Origin of the sequence: Sporosarcina thermotolerans (assembly GCF_042658975.1) — a bacterium.
Lineage (GTDB): Bacteria > Bacillota > Bacilli > Bacillales_A > Planococcaceae > Sporosarcina > Sporosarcina thermotolerans.
Genome location: NZ_JBHSRM010000002.1, coordinates 294,667 through 314,179, shown reverse-complemented (window position 1 = coordinate 314,179; position 19,513 = coordinate 294,667). Strand labels below are relative to the sequence as shown.

At 45.4% G+C, this 19,513-nt stretch carries 19 protein-coding genes; 13 read left to right on the top strand and 6 right to left on the bottom strand.

Annotated elements, in window-relative coordinates:
- The first annotated feature begins 29 nt into the window (after nt 1-29).
- Genes ACFPZG_RS02525 through moaA form a run of 6 tightly spaced genes read left to right on the top strand, consistent with a single transcriptional unit; the run spans nt 30 to nt 4,046 of the window.
- A complete protein-coding gene (locus tag ACFPZG_RS02525) occupies nt 30-1,286 on the top strand; it encodes a molybdopterin molybdotransferase MoeA (RefSeq protein ID WP_317941360.1) in 1,257 nt (418 codons plus the stop codon).
- Complete coding sequence (gene mobB, locus ACFPZG_RS02520; RefSeq protein ID WP_283733161.1) at nt 1,274-1,795, top strand: molybdopterin-guanine dinucleotide biosynthesis protein B; 522 nt, start codon at nt 1,274-1,276, stop codon at nt 1,793-1,795. The genes ACFPZG_RS02525 and mobB overlap by 13 nt, the downstream gene beginning before the upstream one ends.
- The gene (locus tag ACFPZG_RS02515) at nt 1,782-2,228 is read left to right on the top strand and encodes a molybdenum cofactor biosynthesis protein MoaE (RefSeq protein WP_283733160.1); all 447 of its coding nucleotides are present in this window, start codon (nt 1,782-1,784) and stop codon (nt 2,226-2,228) included. The genes mobB and ACFPZG_RS02515 overlap by 14 nt, the downstream gene beginning before the upstream one ends.
- The gene (gene moaD, locus ACFPZG_RS02510) at nt 2,225-2,458 is read left to right on the top strand and encodes a molybdopterin converting factor subunit 1 (protein ID WP_283733159.1); all 234 of its coding nucleotides are present in this window, start codon (nt 2,225-2,227) and stop codon (nt 2,456-2,458) included. The genes ACFPZG_RS02515 and moaD overlap by 4 nt, the downstream gene beginning before the upstream one ends.
- Nucleotides 2,458-3,036, top strand: a complete 579-nt coding sequence (gene mobA / locus ACFPZG_RS02505; protein WP_283733158.1) for a molybdenum cofactor guanylyltransferase — start codon at nt 2,458-2,460, stop codon at nt 3,034-3,036. The genes moaD and mobA overlap by 1 nt, the downstream gene beginning before the upstream one ends.
- Complete coding sequence (gene moaA / locus ACFPZG_RS02500; RefSeq protein WP_283733157.1) at nt 3,036-4,046, top strand: GTP 3',8-cyclase MoaA; 1,011 nt, start codon at nt 3,036-3,038, stop codon at nt 4,044-4,046. The genes mobA and moaA overlap by 1 nt, the downstream gene beginning before the upstream one ends.
- Before the next feature lie 72 nt (nt 4,047-4,118).
- On the opposite strand, the gene ACFPZG_RS02495 is transcribed toward moaA, so the two are convergent.
- Together ACFPZG_RS02495 and hutG are read right to left on the bottom strand one after the other, a co-directional pair.
- On the bottom strand, nt 4,119-4,256 hold the full coding sequence (locus tag ACFPZG_RS02495; protein ID WP_283733156.1) for a hypothetical protein: 138 nt from the start codon (nt 4,254-4,256) through the stop codon (nt 4,119-4,121).
- A gap of 37 nt (nt 4,257-4,293) precedes the next feature.
- A complete protein-coding gene (gene hutG, locus ACFPZG_RS02490) occupies nt 4,294-5,277 on the bottom strand; it encodes a formimidoylglutamase (protein WP_381426389.1) in 984 nt (327 codons plus the stop codon).
- 48 nt (nt 5,278-5,325) lie between these two features.
- Between hutG and ACFPZG_RS02485 the strand changes: the two genes are divergently transcribed.
- A complete protein-coding gene (locus ACFPZG_RS02485; protein ID WP_317941358.1) occupies nt 5,326-6,756 on the top strand; it encodes a response regulator transcription factor in 1,431 nt (476 codons plus the stop codon).
- Nucleotides 6,757-7,073: 317 nt separating this feature from the next.
- Here the strand turns inward: ACFPZG_RS02485 and ACFPZG_RS02480 are convergent, their stop codons facing one another.
- A complete protein-coding gene (locus ACFPZG_RS02480; protein ID WP_283733153.1) occupies nt 7,074-7,526 on the bottom strand; it encodes a hypothetical protein in 453 nt (150 codons plus the stop codon).
- Between the two features lie 491 nt (nt 7,527-8,017).
- Complete coding sequence (locus ACFPZG_RS02475) at nt 8,018-8,569, bottom strand: ECF transporter S component (RefSeq protein ID WP_283733152.1); 552 nt, start codon at nt 8,567-8,569, stop codon at nt 8,018-8,020.
- A 210-nt stretch (nt 8,570-8,779) separates the two neighbouring features.
- Here ACFPZG_RS02475 and ACFPZG_RS02470 point away from each other — a divergent pair, with 210 nt between their 5' ends.
- From ACFPZG_RS02470 to ACFPZG_RS02455, 4 genes are all read left to right on the top strand, one after another.
- Nucleotides 8,780-9,625 (top strand): pyridoxamine kinase, encoded by an 846-nt coding sequence (locus ACFPZG_RS02470; protein ID WP_283733151.1) that lies wholly within the window; start codon nt 8,780-8,782, stop codon nt 9,623-9,625.
- Nucleotides 9,626-9,817: 192 nt separating this feature from the next.
- Complete coding sequence (gene hutU, locus ACFPZG_RS02465) at nt 9,818-11,488, top strand: urocanate hydratase (protein WP_317941357.1); 1,671 nt, start codon at nt 9,818-9,820, stop codon at nt 11,486-11,488.
- A complete protein-coding gene (hutI, locus tag ACFPZG_RS02460; RefSeq protein ID WP_317941356.1) occupies nt 11,489-12,742 on the top strand; it encodes an imidazolonepropionase in 1,254 nt (417 codons plus the stop codon). It abuts the gene before it with no gap.
- Nucleotides 12,743-12,865: 123 nt separating this feature from the next.
- The gene (locus tag ACFPZG_RS02455) at nt 12,866-14,140 is read left to right on the top strand and encodes a YjiH family protein (RefSeq protein WP_317941368.1); all 1,275 of its coding nucleotides are present in this window, start codon (nt 12,866-12,868) and stop codon (nt 14,138-14,140) included.
- A 269-nt stretch (nt 14,141-14,409) separates the two neighbouring features.
- On the opposite strand, the gene ACFPZG_RS02450 is transcribed toward ACFPZG_RS02455, so the two are convergent.
- Complete coding sequence (locus tag ACFPZG_RS02450) at nt 14,410-15,207, bottom strand: TIGR00266 family protein (RefSeq protein WP_283733150.1); 798 nt, start codon at nt 15,205-15,207, stop codon at nt 14,410-14,412.
- 60 nt (nt 15,208-15,267) lie between these two features.
- Nucleotides 15,268-16,161 carry a TetR/AcrR family transcriptional regulator gene (locus tag ACFPZG_RS02445; protein WP_283733149.1) on the bottom strand — a complete coding sequence of 298 codons (894 nt, stop codon included), beginning with the start codon at nt 16,159-16,161 and terminating at the stop codon, nt 15,268-15,270.
- A gap of 211 nt (nt 16,162-16,372) precedes the next feature.
- Here ACFPZG_RS02445 and ACFPZG_RS02440 point away from each other — a divergent pair, with 211 nt between their 5' ends.
- The gene (locus tag ACFPZG_RS02440) at nt 16,373-17,878 is read left to right on the top strand and encodes a DHA2 family efflux MFS transporter permease subunit (protein WP_317941367.1); all 1,506 of its coding nucleotides are present in this window, start codon (nt 16,373-16,375) and stop codon (nt 17,876-17,878) included.
- Nucleotides 17,879-17,992: 114 nt separating this feature from the next.
- Nucleotides 17,993-19,471, top strand: a complete 1,479-nt coding sequence (locus ACFPZG_RS02435) for an aldehyde dehydrogenase family protein (protein WP_283733148.1) — start codon at nt 17,993-17,995, stop codon at nt 19,469-19,471.
- Nucleotides 19,472-19,513 lie beyond the last annotated feature (42 nt).

Below are 19,513 nucleotides of genomic sequence, written 5' to 3'. Positions count from 1 at the left end.
GTATAGCAGAAGATAGGAGAGGATTCAGAATGGTGGAAATAAGAAAACCGATCCCGGTCGCTGAAGCTGTCGGGCTTGTAATGGAGCATGTAAAACCGATAGGTACAGAGATTATCGACCTTGAGCAATCGTACGGAAGAGTGTTAGCTGAACCAATCATCGCTAGACACGATGTACCTCCTTTTGACCGATCACCTTATGACGGATTCGCAATCCGGTCGCTTGATTCGAAAGGAGCATCTGGCAATAACCGGATCCCTTTTTCAGTCATTGGTGAAATCGGCGCCGGTTATCTCGGAGACAAGCCGATCGGTGAAAAGGAAGCATATCGAATCATGACGGGTGCGCAAATTCCGGGAAATGCGGATGCAGTCGTCATGTTGGAGCAGTCGAGCGAAACAGAAGGCGGATTTACATTAAGAAAGCCGTTTGAAGATGGCGAGAATATATCCTATAAAGGCGAGGATGCCAAAGAGGGCGAGCTCCTGATTGAAGCGGGTTCACTTATCCATCCGGGAACAATTGCCTTGTTGGCCACATTCGGCTACGCGCAAGTGAAAGTGGCAAAACGTCCGGTCGCTGGAATTCTATCAACTGGTACAGAGTTACTTGAAGTGGGTGACGAGCTTGTGCCGGGTAAGATCCGGAATTCCAACGGTCCGATGATCAAAGGTCAGCTCAATCGGATGGGGATTTCCTATCGTTCATACGGAATGGCAGTGGATGATCTTGACGCTTGCACATCGATTGTCAAGCAGGCAATTGCTGAGACTGATTTCCTCATAACGACGGGCGGTGTATCTGTCGGGGATTATGATTATTTGCCGGCGATTTACGAGCGGCTTGGTGCCAAAGTTTTATTCAATAAAGTCGCAATGCGCCCAGGCAGTGTAACGACAGTCGCGGTACTTGGGAATAAATTTCTGTTCGGATTATCCGGCAATCCATCCGCTTGCTTCACTGGGTTTGAATTGTTAGTAAGGCCCGCTATCCTTGCGATAATGGGTGGAACTGCCCCGTATATGCCAAGGATGAGAGCGAAATTGGGAGAGGACTTCACGAAGCCGAATCCGTTTACGCGGTTCATACGGGCAACTTGGACATTTACCGAATCAGGCATTCAAGCAGTGCCTGCAGGTTTTAATAAATCAAATGCTGTCTCTTCGATTGCAAGAGGGAATTGCCTAATCGTCCTACCGAGCGGAACGCGGGGATATGCAACAGGTGATGCTGTGGATATTTTGCTCTTGGGCAGCGAGCAAGGTGTCAGTGAGTGGACAGTGTGAAAACGCTGCATGTTGTCGGCTATAAAAATAGCGGCAAAACGACTCTTGTTGCGAGATGGGTTCGTTTATTGAAGGAAAAAGGTTTGTCGGTTGCTGTGCTGAAGCATCATGGGCACGGCGGAAAGCCGGAAATGCCTGACGCCGGAACGGACACGATGACGTTTTTAGCTGACGGGGCGGATGCTACACTTGTGGCGGGTGGCGGCGCAGTGCAGCTCATTTGGAATGAAGAACCAGATTTTGAAACGTTGAAACGGATGGTTTCGTTCAGAAAACCGGATGTTTTATTAATAGAAGGATATAAGAGTGAGTTTGGAGATAAAGTGGTGCTGCTTCGCGCTGAAGAGGATTGGGTTTCACTTCGGAAGTTGCAAGGCAAACAGCTTGTTATCGGGTGTCCAGAAATTGAGACGGATACCGCCCATATTCATTCGCGTGAGCAAACGGAGCTTATCGATAAATGGTTTTTGGAATGGATTGGAGAGGGAGATGGAAATGAAGCCTTTTGAAATTGTGGAAACACCGATAGACGTTCAGAAATACATGGACTATGTGCTGCATCCATCGGCAGGCGCTGTTACGGTATTTACGGGCAATGTGAGGGAATTTACTCATGGCGTGAAGACGCTTTACTTGTCGTATGAAGCCTATATCCCGATGGCGGAAAAGAAAATGGCGGAAATCGGAGCGGAAATGGAAGAACGCTGGCCTGGTGTTCGCGTTGCGATTGCGCATCGAATCGGTGAACTGCAAATTTCGGATATCGCTGTCGTCATCGCCGTCTCTTCTCCACATCGGAAAGCGGCTTACGAAGCGAATGAATATGCGATTGATCGGATAAAAGAAGTGGTGCCCATCTGGAAAAAGGAAATTTGGGAAGATGGGGAAGAGTGGATTGGTGCACAGAAGAAATATCCAGAAAAGGGGGTTGAGCGAAAATGATTAAAGTGAATTATTTTGCAAGATTGCGTGAGTTGACTGGAAAAGGGGAAGAGACGCTTGAACGCGATTCGATGACGGTTGCTGAATTGCTGAACTGGGCAGAGGAAACATACCCGGGCTTCGGGGCGGATACTATACAGGTTGCGGTGAATGAAGAGTATGCGCTGAAAGATGACGTCATCCAATCGGGTGATGTTTGTGCGTTCATTCCTCCGGTGAGCGGCGGCTGATGAAAACGGCGGGGATTGTGTTAGCCGGTGGATTGTCGAGTCGGTTCGGTTCCCCGAAGGCATTTGCCGAATGGGGGGCCCGGTATTTTTATGAACTGTCAGTAGACGCTTTATCGCCTTCATGCGAGGAAATCGTCATTGTGACGCGGCCGGAGTTGGTAGAACTTTTTCCTAAAGAATTACATGTTACAACAGACATTGAAGAGTTTGCTGGGCAAGGTCCGATTGCAGGGATTTTATCGGGAATGAAAAAAGTGAAAGCCGATCGATATATCGTTTTGCCATGTGACATGCCGTTCATGACGGCGGATGTAATTGAGCGCTTGTTAGAGTGCCATAGTTCTGGTGTGACGGCAGTTGTTTTAGATGGGAAATATCATCCGCTTGTGTCGGTTTGGGATAAAATAGTCCTTCCTGATTTGCAGGAAGCACTTGAAAACGGAAGGCGTCGGGTCATGGACGTACAGGAAAAACATGGAGTCCGGTGGATTGAGGGTGTATTGCTGACCGAAGGGGATGCAGAGCGGATTTTCATGAATGCGAACACGCCAGACGTCTTGGAAAGGAGTTGTCGATAATGGAACCAATTGTAGATAAATTAGGCCGTCCGATCCGCGATTTGCGGATATCGGTAACTGACCGTTGTAATTTCCGTTGCACGTACTGCATGCCGAAGGAGATTTTCGGTGATGATTATGTGTTCTTGCCGAAAAACGAGCTATTGTCATTTGAAGAATTAGAACGGTTCGCACGTCTATTTGCATCCATTGGTGTAAAAAAACTTCGTCTGACAGGGGGCGAGCCGTTAATGCGGCGCGGTCTTCCTGATTTGATTGAAAAACTGATGAAAATCGAGGGCATCGAGGACATCGGTTTGACAACAAATGGTGTACTCCTTGGCCAATATGCGCAACCTTTGTATGACGCCGGACTTCGCCGATTGAACATGAGTCTTGATGCGATGGATCCGGAACTTTTCGGGAAAATGAACGGCCGGGGAATTAAACCGGAGTTGATTCTCAAAAATATCGATCGTGCAAAGGAAATAGGGTTTACGATTAAAATGAATATGGTCGTTCAAAAAGGGGTAAATGAAAGCGAGATCCTTCCGATGGCGGCGTACTTCAAGGAACGCGGTATCACGTTGCGCTTCATCGAGTTCATGGACGTCGGAAATGACAATGGCTGGAGCTTCGAAAAAGTCGTGACGAAGAAGGAAATTTACCAAATGCTTCGTGCGGAATACGAAATGGAGCCTGCTGAAGAGGAGTATTACGGCGAAGTTGCGAAGCGTTACCGTTATTTGGACAACGGAGCAGAGGTCGGTTTCATCACATCAGTTTCGGAATCATTCTGTTCGACATGCACAAGGGCAAGGCTTTCTTCAGATGGGAAATTGTACACTTGCTTGTTCGCTTCAAACGGATTTGATTTACGTGAATTAATCCGAAGCAGCTTGTCCGATGAAGAACTGCTTGAGGCCATAACGGGTGTCTGGAAAGGACGCGCTGACCGCTATTCCGATGAGCGTACGGAACAGACCGTGAAAAATCGCAAGAAGATTAATATGAGTTATATTGGTGGATGATTTTTCGGATTGCCCCACGGTCATTTGTTGGCTGGTGGGGCGTTTTTTTGTGTGTTGTGTGTGGGTCGAAGGTCATGAAATGACAATAAACTTTGGGAAATGATCGATATAAGTCGGGAAATAAACGATAAGTACGCTCAAATGATCGATAAATGTCGGGAAATGATCGATAACGTCCGGGAAATAACCGATAACTTTTCCGCGAGCCAAATAATGCCCGCCTGTATAGTAGGCGGGCCTCATCGCTTTATCCTAATTTCGACATAAAACTCGCAATTGCTTCATTCACAAAGTATGCACCCAACTTCACAGTCCGTCCGTTTTCATCCAAAGCCGGATTCACTTCACAAATGTCGAAAGAACGCGTTTTTTCATGCTCCACTACTTTTCGAATAATGGAGCGCACCGTAGACGGGTCAAGTCCAAATGGTGAAGTGGCACTTACTCCAGATGCAAATGCGGCGTTGACGACATCCGTGCATAAAGTGAGCATCACCGCATCATGTTCATTCATGAAATCTTCCAGTGAAGCCATTAAACCCTCGAGTTGGCCGGGAATCATTTCATCTTCCATTACATAAGTTACGCCTAACAAATCCGCTCGATTAAACAGCTCCTGCGTATTGCCGTAGCGCTGGATGCCAGCGACGAAATAGTGTGCATTCGGGTCTTGTTCTAAAATCTGCCTGAACATCGTACCGGAAGAAGGCTGTTCATCATAAGGTCGCAAGTCAAAATGCGCATCGATATTGACGATGCCGAGAGTCGCTTCGTTACCAAGCGATTCGCGGACACCTAAATAATGCCCGTATAACGTCTCATGCCCACCGCCTAAAATGATGGGTTTTGACCCTTTCAATAAAATCGCAGACACCGCTTCACCTAATTGCTGTTGTGCGGACTCTAAATCTTCACCGTCACAGACGATATTGCTGACATCGAATAGGCGGGCAATCTCCGGGAATCGCCAAGGCAAAGGCGCAAGTCCACTTCGTAATGCGTTCGGGGCAACGGCTGCGCCTAAACGACCTTTATTCCGCCGGACGCCTTCTTCACATTCGAATCCAATAATCGTACATCCGCCCGAAACTTTCTCAATATCCGCAATTTCAACGACTTGATGATAGCGGAAGCTTGAACGGTCCTCCGTATGGTCAACCCGACCAGACCAGATAGATTCATTGACTTTATTCACAAAATCCACCCTTTCTGAATGAATACTTCTTGCCATCAGTATATAGTTAGATAGAGATAAATCCAATTCGAAAAAGGTGATCGCATGAAAATTCGACTCCTCGTAAAAGACGCACTCGAAGCACAAGGACTGAAATGGCTACTGACATCCCAATGGAGCGATATCCAGGTGGAAATTGCAGAAACCGCAGATAATTCCATAGATGCTGACCTCTATATTATCGATATGACTTACATCATGACGGAGGAATTCGAACTACCGCCTCAAGCAGTATGGCTTGGAATCTCTTCCGAACGAACATTTCAAACGGTTTATAAGGCACTCTCTTTGAAGGCGGAGGATATTTTATTCCGACCATTCCAGCCTGATCGGCTCATCAAACAAGTCCAGCAAATCCGCTTCAGATGGCGGAATGAAAGGGAGCAGTTCAAAAGCTCCGGCCGACAGAAGGAAGGCATTCTCACGTACGAGAATCTGCTGATCGGTGAAACCATTCCAGAAAACCAAGTGCTTTTGAGTTTAATCGCACCATCGCGTGTAGGGGAACTTGAACATCTCGTCCGCGATTTAAAAAAACATGATTTTCCGCTCACTTGTGACATCTTTCCGTTTTCAGATTACGTCCTCGTCATCCATCGACAAGGGGAAGTACATGTTTTACAGGAAGCGTATTCAATGTTTTTTGCCCAATGGAAACGCCAGTCGGAAACCCTTTTAACAATCTATTTATACGCTAATGAAAATGGAGCAAGTTACCCAGAATTGTATAAAAAGATGCTCCGCTTTCATGAACGGATTTTTTACGACGGTTATGATATTTTGACGATTGAGAATGAAGACCTTCATTGGCGGGATATGGATCCGTTTCTTTCACCGTTAGAGCAACGGCAGTGGGTGGAAATGCTTGAAAAGCGTCAAGTTAGGGAGATCAGAAGTTGGATGGAAAATGATTTCCTGACCTTGGAGCCACCTTTCCCAGATCCTGAAATGGTTCGTGTCCGTTTGTCGAGTATCCTTGCTCAGATTCGCCGCTACATGACCGCGAAATCATTGAAGTCGCAGAAAGTGGAGATAGATTACAATTCGCTATTTGAAACGGTCATCCGTGAACCGGTCATGTATCATATCGTTCAATCGTTCATCGGTTTCATTTCGGAACTGCTCCATACTTCTGCTGATGAGTCGCATCGGGAAGGTAACCTCGTGGACAAGGTACAGGAACGGATTGCCGCAAATTATTGGGATGCGACATGGAATTTGGCGGCATGCGCGGATGAGTTGAAGATACACAAAAGTACGTTGAGCCGAAAGTATGCAATGGAGGTGGGGGAGACGTTCAGCGATGCATTGTTAAAAATGCGGATAGAGGAAGCGAAGCGTTTATTGACAGAGACTGACTTATCGATTGCTGAAGTGTCAAGTTCAGCGGGCTTCACCCATTCCACTTATTTTAGTCGGCGGTTCAAAGAAGAGACAGGGATGACCCCTTATCAGTTTAGAATGAAATGGGTATAGGTTAAACAAAAAAAGCAGCGAAGATAGGATAACGGGTTCGGTTGATGGGGAGAAAAGTGCAATTAACAACGTAAATAACAGCTTAATCAGCATATATTTCAACAGTGAAATAGCTATATAAAAAACAAGTAAAAACGCTCAAATCTAAGCGTTTTTTTGCGAAATATTTTACTATCCTTATTGAACTAAAGCGCCCTTTTATGGAATAACAGAGAAGGAATCTATTAGCTAATTGTAATAACGGGTAGTATCTCATTTAAAATTATCTACTATTCCTTCTATTTTCCTAGCCGTTACGAGCTTTTCGTCATATGATACTATGATAAAATTTGGAAAACCATATAAAGAAGCATAAAACCATATGCATTTATTAAGAGTGTTCTAATCCAATGTGTTTTCAGAATTTTATCAAGATAAGGGCTTGCACTTCCCAGTGTATCTTTTGATAGCTTTGCTTGCCACTGTCCCCATAGAATTGCAGTAAGGAAATGTGAGATAAATTGAAAAACAAAAGCAACCCAAACTTGCCCTACCTGAATACTCTCAGGACGATACCAAAATAAAACTATTGAACCAACAAACCCAAGTCCAACTGGAATGAAAACCCAGTATGCGAGTTTTTTCCAATGGACACCCTGCACAATGTGAAATGTTTTGGGATCAACAAGCTGCTTCCAAGTCCTGAAAATGTCTACTTCGTGGGCCCAAATAGTCCCAACATTATAAAATGCAAGAACCAAATTCAGAACAAGAAAAATTTCTTCTGTCATATTGCACCTCCTTTGCCTAGATTCAGTATGGCTGTCATTTCTTAAACTACATTTGCATAGTTCTTAACCAAATATAACTTATAGTAATTCCATTTTGATTTTAACATACCCAATATATTTTTAAAAATTGTTCAACAATCTGCTCCGTTAGTTGAAGAACATTATTTCACAATCTTTAGTATATTTCAGCATAGATTTCTCATCTTCCTTCTATATTTTTCTTTCCAATATCCAATTAGCAAGTGTTTTAACAACGGAATTAACAAAGGCACATAAATTTATGCGCTGTTGCTAATTCCTGTGCCAATTGTGGTACCAATTCATCAATATAAAGCATCTAAATGTTGAAGCAACAAGAAAAACAGGGACACCAATTCATATGCGAATTGTGTCCCCGAACGCTGTGTTTTTTATTGTTTTCTCCCCATCAACCGAACCCGTTAAAGATAGGACAGAACCTTTCTTCACTGCTTTTTAGTTGAATGTATCTATTAAAAATTCTTTCGGAAGAATGGTGTTTTTTTCAAAGCGAGGCAAAGTGGAATGGCAATTAGCAAACCAACAACGCTTTGAATAAGGTCGCCCGGGATGGATGCGAGTGGCGCCACCCAGTTGTTATACATAATTCCTTGCCCGATATAGTAAACCGCCAGCATGACAGGTGTCGAGGCAACTGCTGCCAAAATGTTAAGTTTGACGCTATCTCCCCGGTGACCGTTCGACCAAGCGATCTTCCCGACGATATAGCCTTGCAGGGCACGGGCGACGATGGTCGTCGGTGCCCAAATGATCCAGCCGCCAAAGATATCGAATAAGCCCATCCCGATAGCTCCTGCTAACGCTCCCTTTTTCGGACCGAATAGAATGGCAACGATAAAAAGCGCACCTGTCCCTAAATGGATCAAGCCACCTTGGCCGATTGGAAGTTTGATGTTGATGAACATCGTTGAAATAAGGACGAGTGTAGATAGTATGGCGGTAAGCACCAAGTCAAATGTTCTTGCGCGTGTTGCAGATTGTGCGCTTGGTTGTATATTTTGCATGCTTTGAATAAAGCCTCCTCTTTCTTACTTTGTAAGATTTTTATTAATTTCATTTTACAGAACAACTGACCATCATAAAAGTGCCAGTTCAGATAAACTAATAGTGGTCAGATGAATGGAGAAGAAATTGTAAATCCTTCTATTCTTGCTTTCCTATTCTTGTGATACGATGGAGTAAATACAAGACGGATGAATTAGGTGGGAAATGTAATGAAAAAAGTTGCGATTATCCAAGATATGTCTTCTTTCGGGAAGTGCTCGCTCACTGCGGCGATTCCGGTCCTTTCTGTCATGGGTGTGCAGGCAGTGCCGCTGCCCACAGCAGTTTTGACATCACAAACAGAGTATCCAAGCTATTATTGTGAGGATCTGACGGCTAAGATGAGACATTTTACAGATGAGTGGAGCAAGTTAGGTGTTACATTTGACGGCATTCACACAGGATTCGTGACAGGAAAAGAGCAGATTGAAAACATCTTTTCATTCTTAGATACATTTTATAAGAAGGGGACAAAGCTGCTTGTCGATCCGGTGATGGGTGACCGGGGAGAGATGTATGATGTCTTTACGGATGAGTTGATCGGCTATATGAAGGAGCTTGCGAAGCGTGCGGACATCATTACGCCAAACGTGACGGAGTGCTGTTTGCTGACGCGCCTGCCATATGATAAGCTGCATAGCTACCAATCCAACGAGGATTACCTAACTGCAATTAGGGAGGCAGGGCATCAGCTTCAGTCAATGACTGGTGCAAGTGTCATCATTACAGGTTTGAATCCGCCGGCTATTTCGGGAACGGAGTACGTTGGCAATATGTATATCGACGGGAAGGGTTCGTTCCACAGCCTATTTGAGTCAAACGGCAAAAGCTATTCCGGAACGGGTGATTTATTTGCATCCGTCATTATGGGAGGCATGATGCGCGGTCAGGACGTGGAGGAAACGATGAAGTTAGCGGAGAAGTTCTTATCGGCTGCGATCGAAGCGACAGTAATGGAACGGATTCCAACAGTTGACGGTGTGAATTTCGAAACGTTTTTAGGGATGTTAATTTGAAATTAAACTTAATAAAGCAAGCCGCTCCTTGAATTATTCAAGAAGCGGCTTGCTTTATTTGAAGGATGATCAAAATAGTGCAGTGTAATTCACGTATCTTGTCAATAAAGTGAAGAAATGTAATTGATTCATAAACAATTATCTGAAACTTTCATATAGAATGATAGTAACGAAGAAGGGGGTCATTCAATTATGAAAACTGATACAGTGGAAAAGGTTATTCAATACAGAGGGACTAAACTAAATACGAAGGGGTGGCAACAAGAAGCGGCGCTCCGGATGCTTATGAACAATTTGCATCCTGACGTAGCGGAGCATCCTGAAAAGTTGGTCGTTTACGGAGGAATCGGGAAGGCGGCACGTAACTGGGAGAGCTTTGACGCGATTGTTTGTTCATTGAAAGAGCTTGAAAATGATGAAACGTTATTGATCCAATCTGGTAAACCAGTTGCAATTTTCAAGTCGCATACGGATGCACCAAGGGTTTTGATTGCAAACTCGAATATCGTTCCTGCTTATGCGAATTGGGATACATTCCATGAGCTTGATAAAAAGGGCCTCATGATGTACGGACAAATGACGGCGGGAAGCTGGATTTATATTGGTTCGCAAGGAATTGTGCAAGGGACATATGAAACGTTTGCTGAGCTTGCAAAACAGCATTTCGGTGGTTCATTGAAAGGAACGATCACGCTGACGGCGGGCCTTGGCGGCATGGGTGGAGCGCAGCCATTGGCGGTGACGATGGCGGGTGGCGTCTGCATCGGTATTGAAGTCGATGAAACGCGTATCGATCGCAGGATTGAAACTCGTTATACAGATGTGAAAACGGATTCGCTCGATGAAGCGATTCGACTTGCGGAAGAGGCGAAGGCGGAAGGTAAGGCGTTATCGATTGGGCTCCTTGGGAATGCATCGGATTTATTGCCAGAAATGATTGCCCGCGGATTCAATCCGGACGTCCTAACTGACCAAACATCAGCGCATGACCCGTTGAACGGCTATATTCCATCCGGTATGTCGCTTGAGGAAGCAGCAGCGCTTCGCGACTCCAATCCGGATGAGTATGTGAAACGCTCTAAAGCATCGATGGCTAAGCATGTTATTGCGATGGTTGAGATGATGGATAAGGGTGCCATCACATTCGATTACGGCAATAACATACGTCAAGTGGCGAAAGACGAGGGGGTTGAGCGTGCATTCGATTTCCCTGGATTCGTTCCAGCATACATCCGTCCGCAATTCTGTGAAGGGAAGGGGCCTTTCCGCTGGGTGGCGCTTTCGGGAGATCCTGAGGATATTCGTAAAACGGACGAAGTCATCCTTCGCGAGTTTAGCTATAATACGCATCTTTGCAATTGGATTAAAATGGCGCAGGAGAAGATTCAGTTCCAAGGTTTGCCTTCACGTATTTGCTGGTTAGGATACGGCGAGCGCGCACGCTTCGGTAAGATCATCAATGATATGGTCGCAAGCGGTGAATTAAGCGCGCCAATCGTCATCGGTCGTGACCATCTTGACTCGGGATCTGTTGCGTCCCCGAACCGTGAAACAGAAGCGATGAAAGATGGCTCTGATGTCGTTTCCGACTGGCCGATTCTGAATGCGATGATCAATGCGGTTGGCGGAGCAACTTGGGTTTCCGTCCATCATGGCGGCGGTGTTGGAATGGGGTATTCACAGCATGCAGGAATGGTCATTGTTGCGGACGGAACGAAGGAAGCGGAAGTTCGACTTGAGCGTGTGTTGACGACTGACCCTGGAATGGGAATTGCCCGTCATGTTGACGCAGGTTATGACTTGGCCATTCAAACGGCGAAGGATAAAGGGGTTAATATCCCGATGATGGAAGGTGACAAGTAATTGAAGCCACTTTGGATTAAACATGCAGCGCAGCTTGCGACCATCGCGGGGAAAAACGCACCGCGAAAACGCAAAGAAATGTCGGAATTAGGCATTATCGAAGACGGAAGCATTTGGATTGAAGATGGTGTGATTAAGAAAATCGGAACGACGGAAGAATTGGAGCAGCGGTATGGTGATCGTGCAGCTGAAGCTGAAATCATAGACGCAACCGGCCGTCTGGTGACACCGGGGCTTGTCGACCCGCATACACATGTCGCCTATGGTGGCAGCCGCGAGCGTGAGTTTGAAATGCGGCTCGAAGGTGCGACCTATATGGAAATCATGAATGCTGGCGGGGGGATTCATGCTACGACAAGGATGACGCGTGAATCGACGGAAGATGTGCTTGTGGAGCAAACGACACGCAGGCTTGATTCATTCCTAAAGCATGGAGTGACGACGGTCGAAGGGAAGAGCGGTTATGGCCTGGACCTTGAAACGGAACTTAAGCAACTTCGAGTTATGAAGCGTTTGAATGAAAGCCATCCAATCGATCTTGTGCCGACTTTTATGGCGGCACATGCCGTTCCGCAAGAATATAAAGGTAACGAAGATGAATATATTGATAGTATCATCAATGACATGCTTCCTGTAGTAGCGAAAGAGGGGCTGGCCGTTTTCAATGATGTGTTCTGTGAAGTCGGGGTGTTCACGCCGGAACAATCGGAGCGTATTTTGGAAGCAGGGAAAAAGCACGGGTTGATTCCGAAAATCCATGCAGACGAAATTGAGTCGTATGGCGGAGCGGAACTTGCCGCTAAAGTCGGTGCTATTTCGGCGGAGCATCTGTTGAAGGCATCTGACGTAGGCATCAAACAGATGGCGGAGGCGGGAGTGATCGCCTGTTTACTGCCGGCGACGGCGTTGTTTCTACGCGAGGAAGCGGCGAAGGGGCGACAAATGGTAGATGAAGGGGTTGCTGTTGCGATTTCAACGGATTGTAATCCGGGTTCATCACCGACAACTTCGATGCCACTCGTCATGAACTTGGCGTGTATTTCGATGCGATTGACACCTGCTGAAGCACTTGTCGCTGCGACAATGAATGCCGCTTGCGCGATCAAGATGGAAGAGAAAGTCGGATCGCTCGAAGTCGGCAAACAAGGCGATGTCGTCATGTGGAATATCGGAAATTATCAAGAGCTGCAGTATTTATTCGGCGTGAATCATGTCGATAAGGTTTGGAAAAAGGGACAACAGGTTGTAGGGTAATGAATTGCCGCGTTTGGATAAATCGTTCAATCGCGGCCGTTTTTTAACAAATTTTTAGATCGAAAGGGGAAATTAGTGGAGCAAGTCGGGAAAAAGGGGAATTTGCAGCGGTCCAATCCGGGGATGTGGAAGTTTTTCGTTTTTAGCGCAATAGGGGCATTTATGTTTTTCGTTCCAGTGACGGTCGGTGGGAAAAGTTCAATTATGCTTGACCATATTGTGACGTGGATTCAAACGAATTTAGGGCCGGTTGTGCCTTATTATGCATTGCTTGTCATCATTGCCGGTGCGGCTTACCCGTTCATTTCAGGCAGTTGGAAGAAGTCGAAAGTCGATATCGTATTTTCTGTTTTTAAGTTGATGGGACTTATTGTTGGAATCATGTTAGTATTCGACTTTGGTCCAGCTTGGTTGTTCGAACCTGATATGGGCCCGTTTTTGTTGAATAAATTAGTCATTCCGGTCGGGTTATTAGTGCCGGTTGGTGCTATTTTCTTGGCGATGCTCGTTGGATACGGCTTGTTAGAGTTTGTCGGAGTGCTATTGCAGCCCGTTATGCGTCCTGTTTGGAAGACGCCTGGGAGGTCTGCAATTGATGCGGTTGCGTCTTTTGTCGGTTCGTATTCTTTAGGTTTATTAATTACGAACCGGGTGTATAAAGAAGGGAAGTATACAGCAAAAGAAGCCGCCATCATCGCGACCGGTTTCTCGACGGTATCTGCAACTTTCATGGTCGTCGTGGCAAAAACTCTCGATTTGATGAGCATATGGAATTTGTTTTTTTGGGTCACGTTGGTTGTCACATTTGCCGTTACAGCCGTTACGGTGCATTTATGGCCATTGCGCTCCATGAAAAACGATTATTATGAAGGGGCTACACCGCAACCGGAAGTGAAACCTGAAGGCAAGCGGATGGCTGTCGCTTGGAAGGAAGCGAAGGAAACCGTCTCGAAGGCTCCTTCATTTGAGCGGAATATCGCAGTTAACCTGAAAGATGGGCTCGTAATGGCGATGGCAATTTTGCCATCAATTTTATCCATCGGTCTATTAGGGCTAGTGTTAGCTGAGTTTACACCTGTGTTTGATTGGCTTGGCTACATTTTCTATCCATTCACATGGGCGTTGCAGTTACCGGAGCCGATGTTAGTCGCAAAGGCGAGCGCACTCGGCATCGCTGAAATGTTCTTACCCGCGTTGCTTGTTGTGGAATCTGCGTTGGTTGTTAAGTTTGTTATCGCGGTTGTATCGGTTTCATCGATCATTTTCTTCTCTGCGGTCGTGCCGTGTATTGTATCGACGGAGATTCCGATTTCTATACCGAAGTTGGTCGTAATTTGGCTACAACGCGTTATTTTAACGATTATTATCGTCACGCCGATTGCGTATTTATTGCTATAGATGACTTTTCCGGAAGGCATTTCTGTCTTCCGGTTTTTTGTGTTTATGCGTATTTGGGGTCGTTTTTGCGTTTTAATGGATGTTTATGGACTTTTGCTGCAATTTATGAGTAATTTCGGGGATTTATGCGTTTTTGTGACGATTTATGAGCTTTTCAGTTTTTTCTCCCCTCATGTAATTTATCTGGCTATTGTTGAATGGACCGAATTGAATAAGTAGAAAAAAACCGGAACGCCACATTTCGAGGGAGTTCCGGTTTCCTGACAAATTTATTTTCCACCTAACATATTAAACAATCCACCTGCGATGCTGCCTTCATCTCGGGATCCGCCGCCTGGAGTTTGTGGAGCGGCTGCGAATACCCGGCTTGCGAGTCTGGAGAATGGCAATGACTGAATCCAAACTTTCCCTGGCCCTCTTAACGTTGCGAAAAACAGTCCTTCGCCGCCGAACAATGCAGTTTTGACGCCTTTCACCATTTCGATATTATAGTTAACGTCCTGCGTCATAGCAACGAGGCATCCTGTGTCGACGCGCAAAGTTTCGCCAGGCGTCAACGTCTTCTCGATAATCGTTCCTCCCGCGTGAACGAAAGCCATGCCGTCTCCCTCAAGTTTTTGCATGATGAACCCTTCACCGCCGAAAAAGCCTACGCCAAGCTTTCTTTGGAACTCCACCCCGACGGAGACGCCTTTTGCTGCAGCCAAGAACGCGTCCTTTTGACAAACGATTTTTCCATTATATTGACTCAAGTCCATCGGAATGATTTTGCCTGGATATGGGGCTGCGAATGATGCGTGCTTTTTGCCAGATCCTGTATTCGTGAACGTCGTCATGAATAAACTTTCACCAGTGATCAGACGTTTTCCTGCGCCCACCAATTTACCCATGATGCCGCTGCCGGAATTTCCGGAACCGTCTCCAAAGATCGTCTCCATATCAATTCCGTCCTCCATCATCATAAGGGAGCCGGCTTCTGCCACGACCGTTTCACCCGGATCAAGCTCGACTTCAACGAATTGCATATCATCCCCGTACAGTTTGTAATCAATTTCATGATTGTTCATAAAAAAGCCTCCCATTTCGTAGTTACTGATTAATACTACGAAGGGAGGCGAATGAAAGTTTCAGCGATTCTTTTTGATTTTATCAATATACTTCCATAGTAATAATACAACTTCATCTATATTGATTGCATGTTCATTATCCGCACCTAACTCTCTCAATGAACGCGAAACAACTTCCAAAATCGAAAGTCGCGGAGTTTGAGATTCTAGTTCATTCAAAAGGAAGTCCGTATATTGTTGGCCGGTTTCATCCCCGCATTTCACAAACTTTTCCTCAGTGGCATGCAATTTTTGTACAATTATGTTTCTCATCTCATCAATCGAAGGCTGGTTCATAGACATTGCTTTAAGCATAGACGGCCCAAGTAAAGTATCCCCGCTTTTGATTAAATCCTGCATAATGCCGTCCACACGTCGCATTGCGAAATGTACCAGTTTTTCAATATCGGGTTTCTCGGACGAGGCGGCTTTTCGGAAATGGGTGAGCTGTTGAATCATGCCTAAAATCATGATGGAACAATCGGTTATATGAGGTTCCGCTTCAATACCGTATATATCAACAAGCCGTCCAGATAACCAAGTTAATTCCTTGATGTGATGGGATCTGACATAATTACGAAGCTCTTCATCTCCGGAATAAAAAATCGCCTCATATACAGGCAGCAGATTCAATTCTCGATTTACATGCATTCTAACTAGGATTTGATGCACCAAAATCGTTTTATCGCTTTTATCCCGCCCGACAAGCAGTTCCCTTCTTCGGGTAATCGATTCTTCAGCCGCATGTTCGAGGATTGCAATGAGACATTCATTTTTGGAAGTGAAGTAATTATAAAACGTTCCTTTGGAAATTTTGGCCTCATCCAATATATCCTGAACGGATGTTGATGCGAAGCCTTTCTCGATAATCACTTTTTGAGCGGTTTGCATAACCCGCCGTTTACGCTCGTTCATCTATATCACCTATCTAATTTCGACTTTGGACTAATGGTACAAAATGATTTTATCAAAGAAAACGCCGTAATAACAGTGAAAGCAAATTTATTTTATATGAAAACGGTTTCTCGTATTGATTATTTTAGACTCCGGGTATAAACTAAAGAACGTGTCGAAAAAAATGTAAGATTGAATGGGGGAAAATTAATTGGATATTGATATAAAAAAGATGCACGAAAAGCCTCCATATGGAATGATTGCAATTCTGTTCTTCGGGGCGTTCGTAGCTTTTTTGAATAATACATTGTTGAATATTGCATTGCCGGTCATTATGAATGAATTTGAAGTTAAACCGTCTGACGTTCAATGGTTAACGACAGGCTTTATGTTAGTCAATGGTATTATGATTCCGGCAAGTGCCTTCTTTGTCCAGAAGTTTACAAACCGTAGATTATTCCTAACTGCGATGACGTTGTTTTCAATCGGTACTGCGCTTGCAATTTTTGCACCGACATTCGGCCTGCTTGTCACGGCAAGAATGATTCAGGCTTCCGGTTCTGCATTGATGATGCCGTTATTGATGAACGTCATGCTTGTCGCTTTCCCGATTGAAAGAAGGGGGTCGGCGATGGGGATGTTCGGTCTCGTCATGTTCACGGCTCCTGCAATCGGACCGACTTTATCGGGGTATATTGTCGAACATTACTCATGGCGTACACTTTTCGAAATCGTTTTGCCGTTTGCGATTCTAACGCTCATCTTTGCGTTTATCAAATTGAAAAACATTACCCCGAATACAGACGTGAAACTGGATGTCTTCTCGTTAATCCTCTCCAGTATCGGATTTGGAGGATTACTATACGGTTTCAGTTCAGCGGGGGATAAAGGCTGGGATGCTCCAATCGTTTATGGAACAATCGCAATTGGAGCGATTTCTTTGCTTACGTTTATCATTCGTCAATTACGAATGGAAGTCCCGATGTTAGACTTCCGGATTTATAAATATCCGATGTTCGCACTTGCATCCGTCATTTCCATTGTCCTATCGGTAGCGATGTTTTCAGGGATGATCCTGACTCCGCTCTACGTTCAGGAAGTTCGCGGCATTTCGCCGTTTGAAGCGGGTATCCTTATGTTGCCTGGGGCGATCATTATGGGATTAATGTCGCCGATCACAGGACGGCTTTTCGATAAATACGGAGCAAAAGTGCTTGCAATCACTGGGTTAGTGATCACAGTTATAACGACATTCTATTTAAGTAGACTTGAATTGCATTCAGGGTATTATTACTTGATGGCACTTTACACAGTCCGGATGTTCGGGATGTCGATGGTAATGATGCCAATCATGACAAACGGCCTTAACCAATTGCCGATGAAATCGAACCCGCATGGTACTGCGATGAATAACACATTGCAACAAGTTTCCGGTGCAATCGGTTCTGCGATACTTCTAACGATAATGACGAAGAGGATGGAAAAGTCCGGCATGTCGCTTGCGGAAGAAGCGGCAACATCCGGTACTATACCATCAGATCAAAATGCATTGGCAACATTCCAGCAACAAATTGAAATGAAAGCAATGCTTGATGGCATCAATTTCTCATTCCTTATTGCAACGATCATTGCCACTGCAGCATTGTTCCTCACATTATTCATCAAAAGGGTTCGCCCACCGAAATTTGAACAAGTGGCGACAGACGATAAAATTGATACAGAAACGGTACAGGATTAATCTCCTGCACCGTTTTTTTGTATTTCATTAAAAGAAGGATTTAAGCCTAATAATGTCGAAGTGGATAAAGTGAAAGGGTTTTCAAAAGTCCGGTAGGAAAGGGGAAATGAAGACATGCAATTGAACAACTTTATCGGGGGATCTTGGCAAGGAAGCGGTGGAGCGGAGTATACTGCCGTCACGAATCCAGCAACCGGGGAAGAGCTGGCGCAAGTACGATTATCGACAAGTATTGATGTTGATCTGGCCGTTAAGGCAGCTAAAGAGGCCCAGAAAAAATGGGCGCTCGTGCCTGCACCAAAACGAGCGGATTACTTATATGCAATCGGCAATCTCATGAAGGAAAGAAAAGAGCATTTGGCGCAAGTGTTGACGAGTGAAATGGGGAAAGTCATCGAGGAAGGACGCGGTGAAGTCCAGGAAGGTATTGATATGGCGTTTTATATGGCTGGAGAAGGACGCAGACTGATTGGGGAAACAGTACCTTCCGAGCTGCAAGATAAATTCGCGATGAGCGTACGTGCACCGATTGGGGTCGTCGGTTTGATTACGCCATGGAACTTCCCTGTCGCAATCGCAACGTGGAAGTCGTTCCCTGCAATCGTCGCGGGGAACACATTCGTTTGGAAGCCTGCGACGGAAACACCGATGATGGCTTATGAAATGGCTCGTATTTTCGAAGAAGTCGGATTGCCGGCAGGTGTTGCGAACATCGTTTTCGGTTCAGGGTCCGAGGTAGGATCGGCAATGATCGAACATCCGGATGTCCGTGTCATTTCATTCACAGGTTCAACGGAAACAGGGCGCCATGTTGCGGAAACGGGCGGACGCCATTTGAAGAAAGTGTCTCTTGAAATGGGAGGTAAAAATGCGGTCATCGTCATGGATGATGCAGATATCGATCTTGCTGTTGAAGGGATTCTTTGGAGCGCATTCGGAACTGCGGGCCAGCGTTGCACGGCATGCAGCCGGGTCATTGTGCATAAAGATGTAAAGGAAGAACTTGAACAAAAACTATTAACTTCCATGAAGAGTTTGACAATCGGAAACGGTTTGGACGAGTCCGTTAAAATCGGGCCCGTTATCAACGGGAAGGCGTTGGAGAAAATTCAAAGCTATGTTGAAATCGGCAAAGGTGAAGGCGCGAAACTGTTGGCGGGTGGAAATGTGCTGACAGAAGGGGAATTCGCGAATGGTCACTACTTCGAACCGACTTTATTCACTGATGTGAAGTGGGATAGCCGATTAGCGCAAGAGGAAATCTTCGGACCAGTTGTTTCGCTGATTGAGGTTAGCAGCTTGGATGAAGCAATCGAAGTGAACAACAGTGTCATCTATGGTTTATCCAGCTCCATTTTCTCGAGGGATGTCAATAAAGTATTCCGCGCGCAAAGGGATTTGGACACAGGAATTGTCTATGTGAACGCAGGGACAACAGGAGCGGAAATACATCTTCCGTTCGGAGGAACGAAAGGAACTGGCAATGGGCATCGCGATTCGGGAGTGGCGGCGCTTGATGTATTCACGGAGTGGAAGAGCATTTACGTAGATTTCAGCGGGAAATTACAACGGGCGCAAATCGACACGGAATAAAGTGAAACTTCAATCAGTGGACGCTTTTCCCCACTGATTGTT

What these genes read in the sequence shown, in the direction of transcription:
- ACFPZG_RS02455 (WP_317941368.1), top strand. Translation starts at nt 12,866, where the DNA reads ATGTGGAAGTTTTTCGTTTTTAGCGCAATAGGGGCATTTATGTTTTTC.
- ACFPZG_RS02435 (WP_283733148.1), top strand. Translation starts at nt 17,993, where the DNA reads ATGCAATTGAACAACTTTATCGGGGGATCTTGGCAAGGAAGCGGTGGA.
- ACFPZG_RS02475 (WP_283733152.1), bottom strand. Translation starts at nt 8,569, where the DNA reads ATGCAAAATATACAACCAAGCGCACAATCTGCAACACGCGCAAGAACA.
- hutG (WP_381426389.1), bottom strand. Translation starts at nt 5,277, where the DNA reads ATGGCAAGAAGTATTCATTCAGAAAGGGTGGATTTTGTGAATAAAGTC.
- mobA (WP_283733158.1), top strand. Translation starts at nt 2,458, where the DNA reads ATGAAAACGGCGGGGATTGTGTTAGCCGGTGGATTGTCGAGTCGGTTC.
- ACFPZG_RS02440 (WP_317941367.1), top strand. Translation starts at nt 16,373, where the DNA reads ATGCACGAAAAGCCTCCATATGGAATGATTGCAATTCTGTTCTTCGGG.
- moaA (WP_283733157.1), top strand. Translation starts at nt 3,036, where the DNA reads ATGGAACCAATTGTAGATAAATTAGGCCGTCCGATCCGCGATTTGCGG.
- hutU (WP_317941357.1), top strand. Translation starts at nt 9,818, where the DNA reads ATGAAAACTGATACAGTGGAAAAGGTTATTCAATACAGAGGGACTAAA.
- ACFPZG_RS02515 (WP_283733160.1), top strand. Translation starts at nt 1,782, where the DNA reads ATGAAGCCTTTTGAAATTGTGGAAACACCGATAGACGTTCAGAAATAC.
- ACFPZG_RS02470 (WP_283733151.1), top strand. Translation starts at nt 8,780, where the DNA reads ATGAAAAAAGTTGCGATTATCCAAGATATGTCTTCTTTCGGGAAGTGC.
- moaD (WP_283733159.1), top strand. Translation starts at nt 2,225, where the DNA reads ATGATTAAAGTGAATTATTTTGCAAGATTGCGTGAGTTGACTGGAAAA.
- ACFPZG_RS02480 (WP_283733153.1), bottom strand. Translation starts at nt 7,526, where the DNA reads ATGACAGAAGAAATTTTTCTTGTTCTGAATTTGGTTCTTGCATTTTAT.
- ACFPZG_RS02485 (WP_317941358.1), top strand. Translation starts at nt 5,326, where the DNA reads ATGAAAATTCGACTCCTCGTAAAAGACGCACTCGAAGCACAAGGACTG.
- ACFPZG_RS02525 (WP_317941360.1), top strand. Translation starts at nt 30, where the DNA reads ATGGTGGAAATAAGAAAACCGATCCCGGTCGCTGAAGCTGTCGGGCTT.
- ACFPZG_RS02445 (WP_283733149.1), bottom strand. Translation starts at nt 16,161, where the DNA reads ATGAACGAGCGTAAACGGCGGGTTATGCAAACCGCTCAAAAAGTGATT.
- ACFPZG_RS02450 (WP_283733150.1), bottom strand. Translation starts at nt 15,207, where the DNA reads ATGAACAATCATGAAATTGATTACAAACTGTACGGGGATGATATGCAA.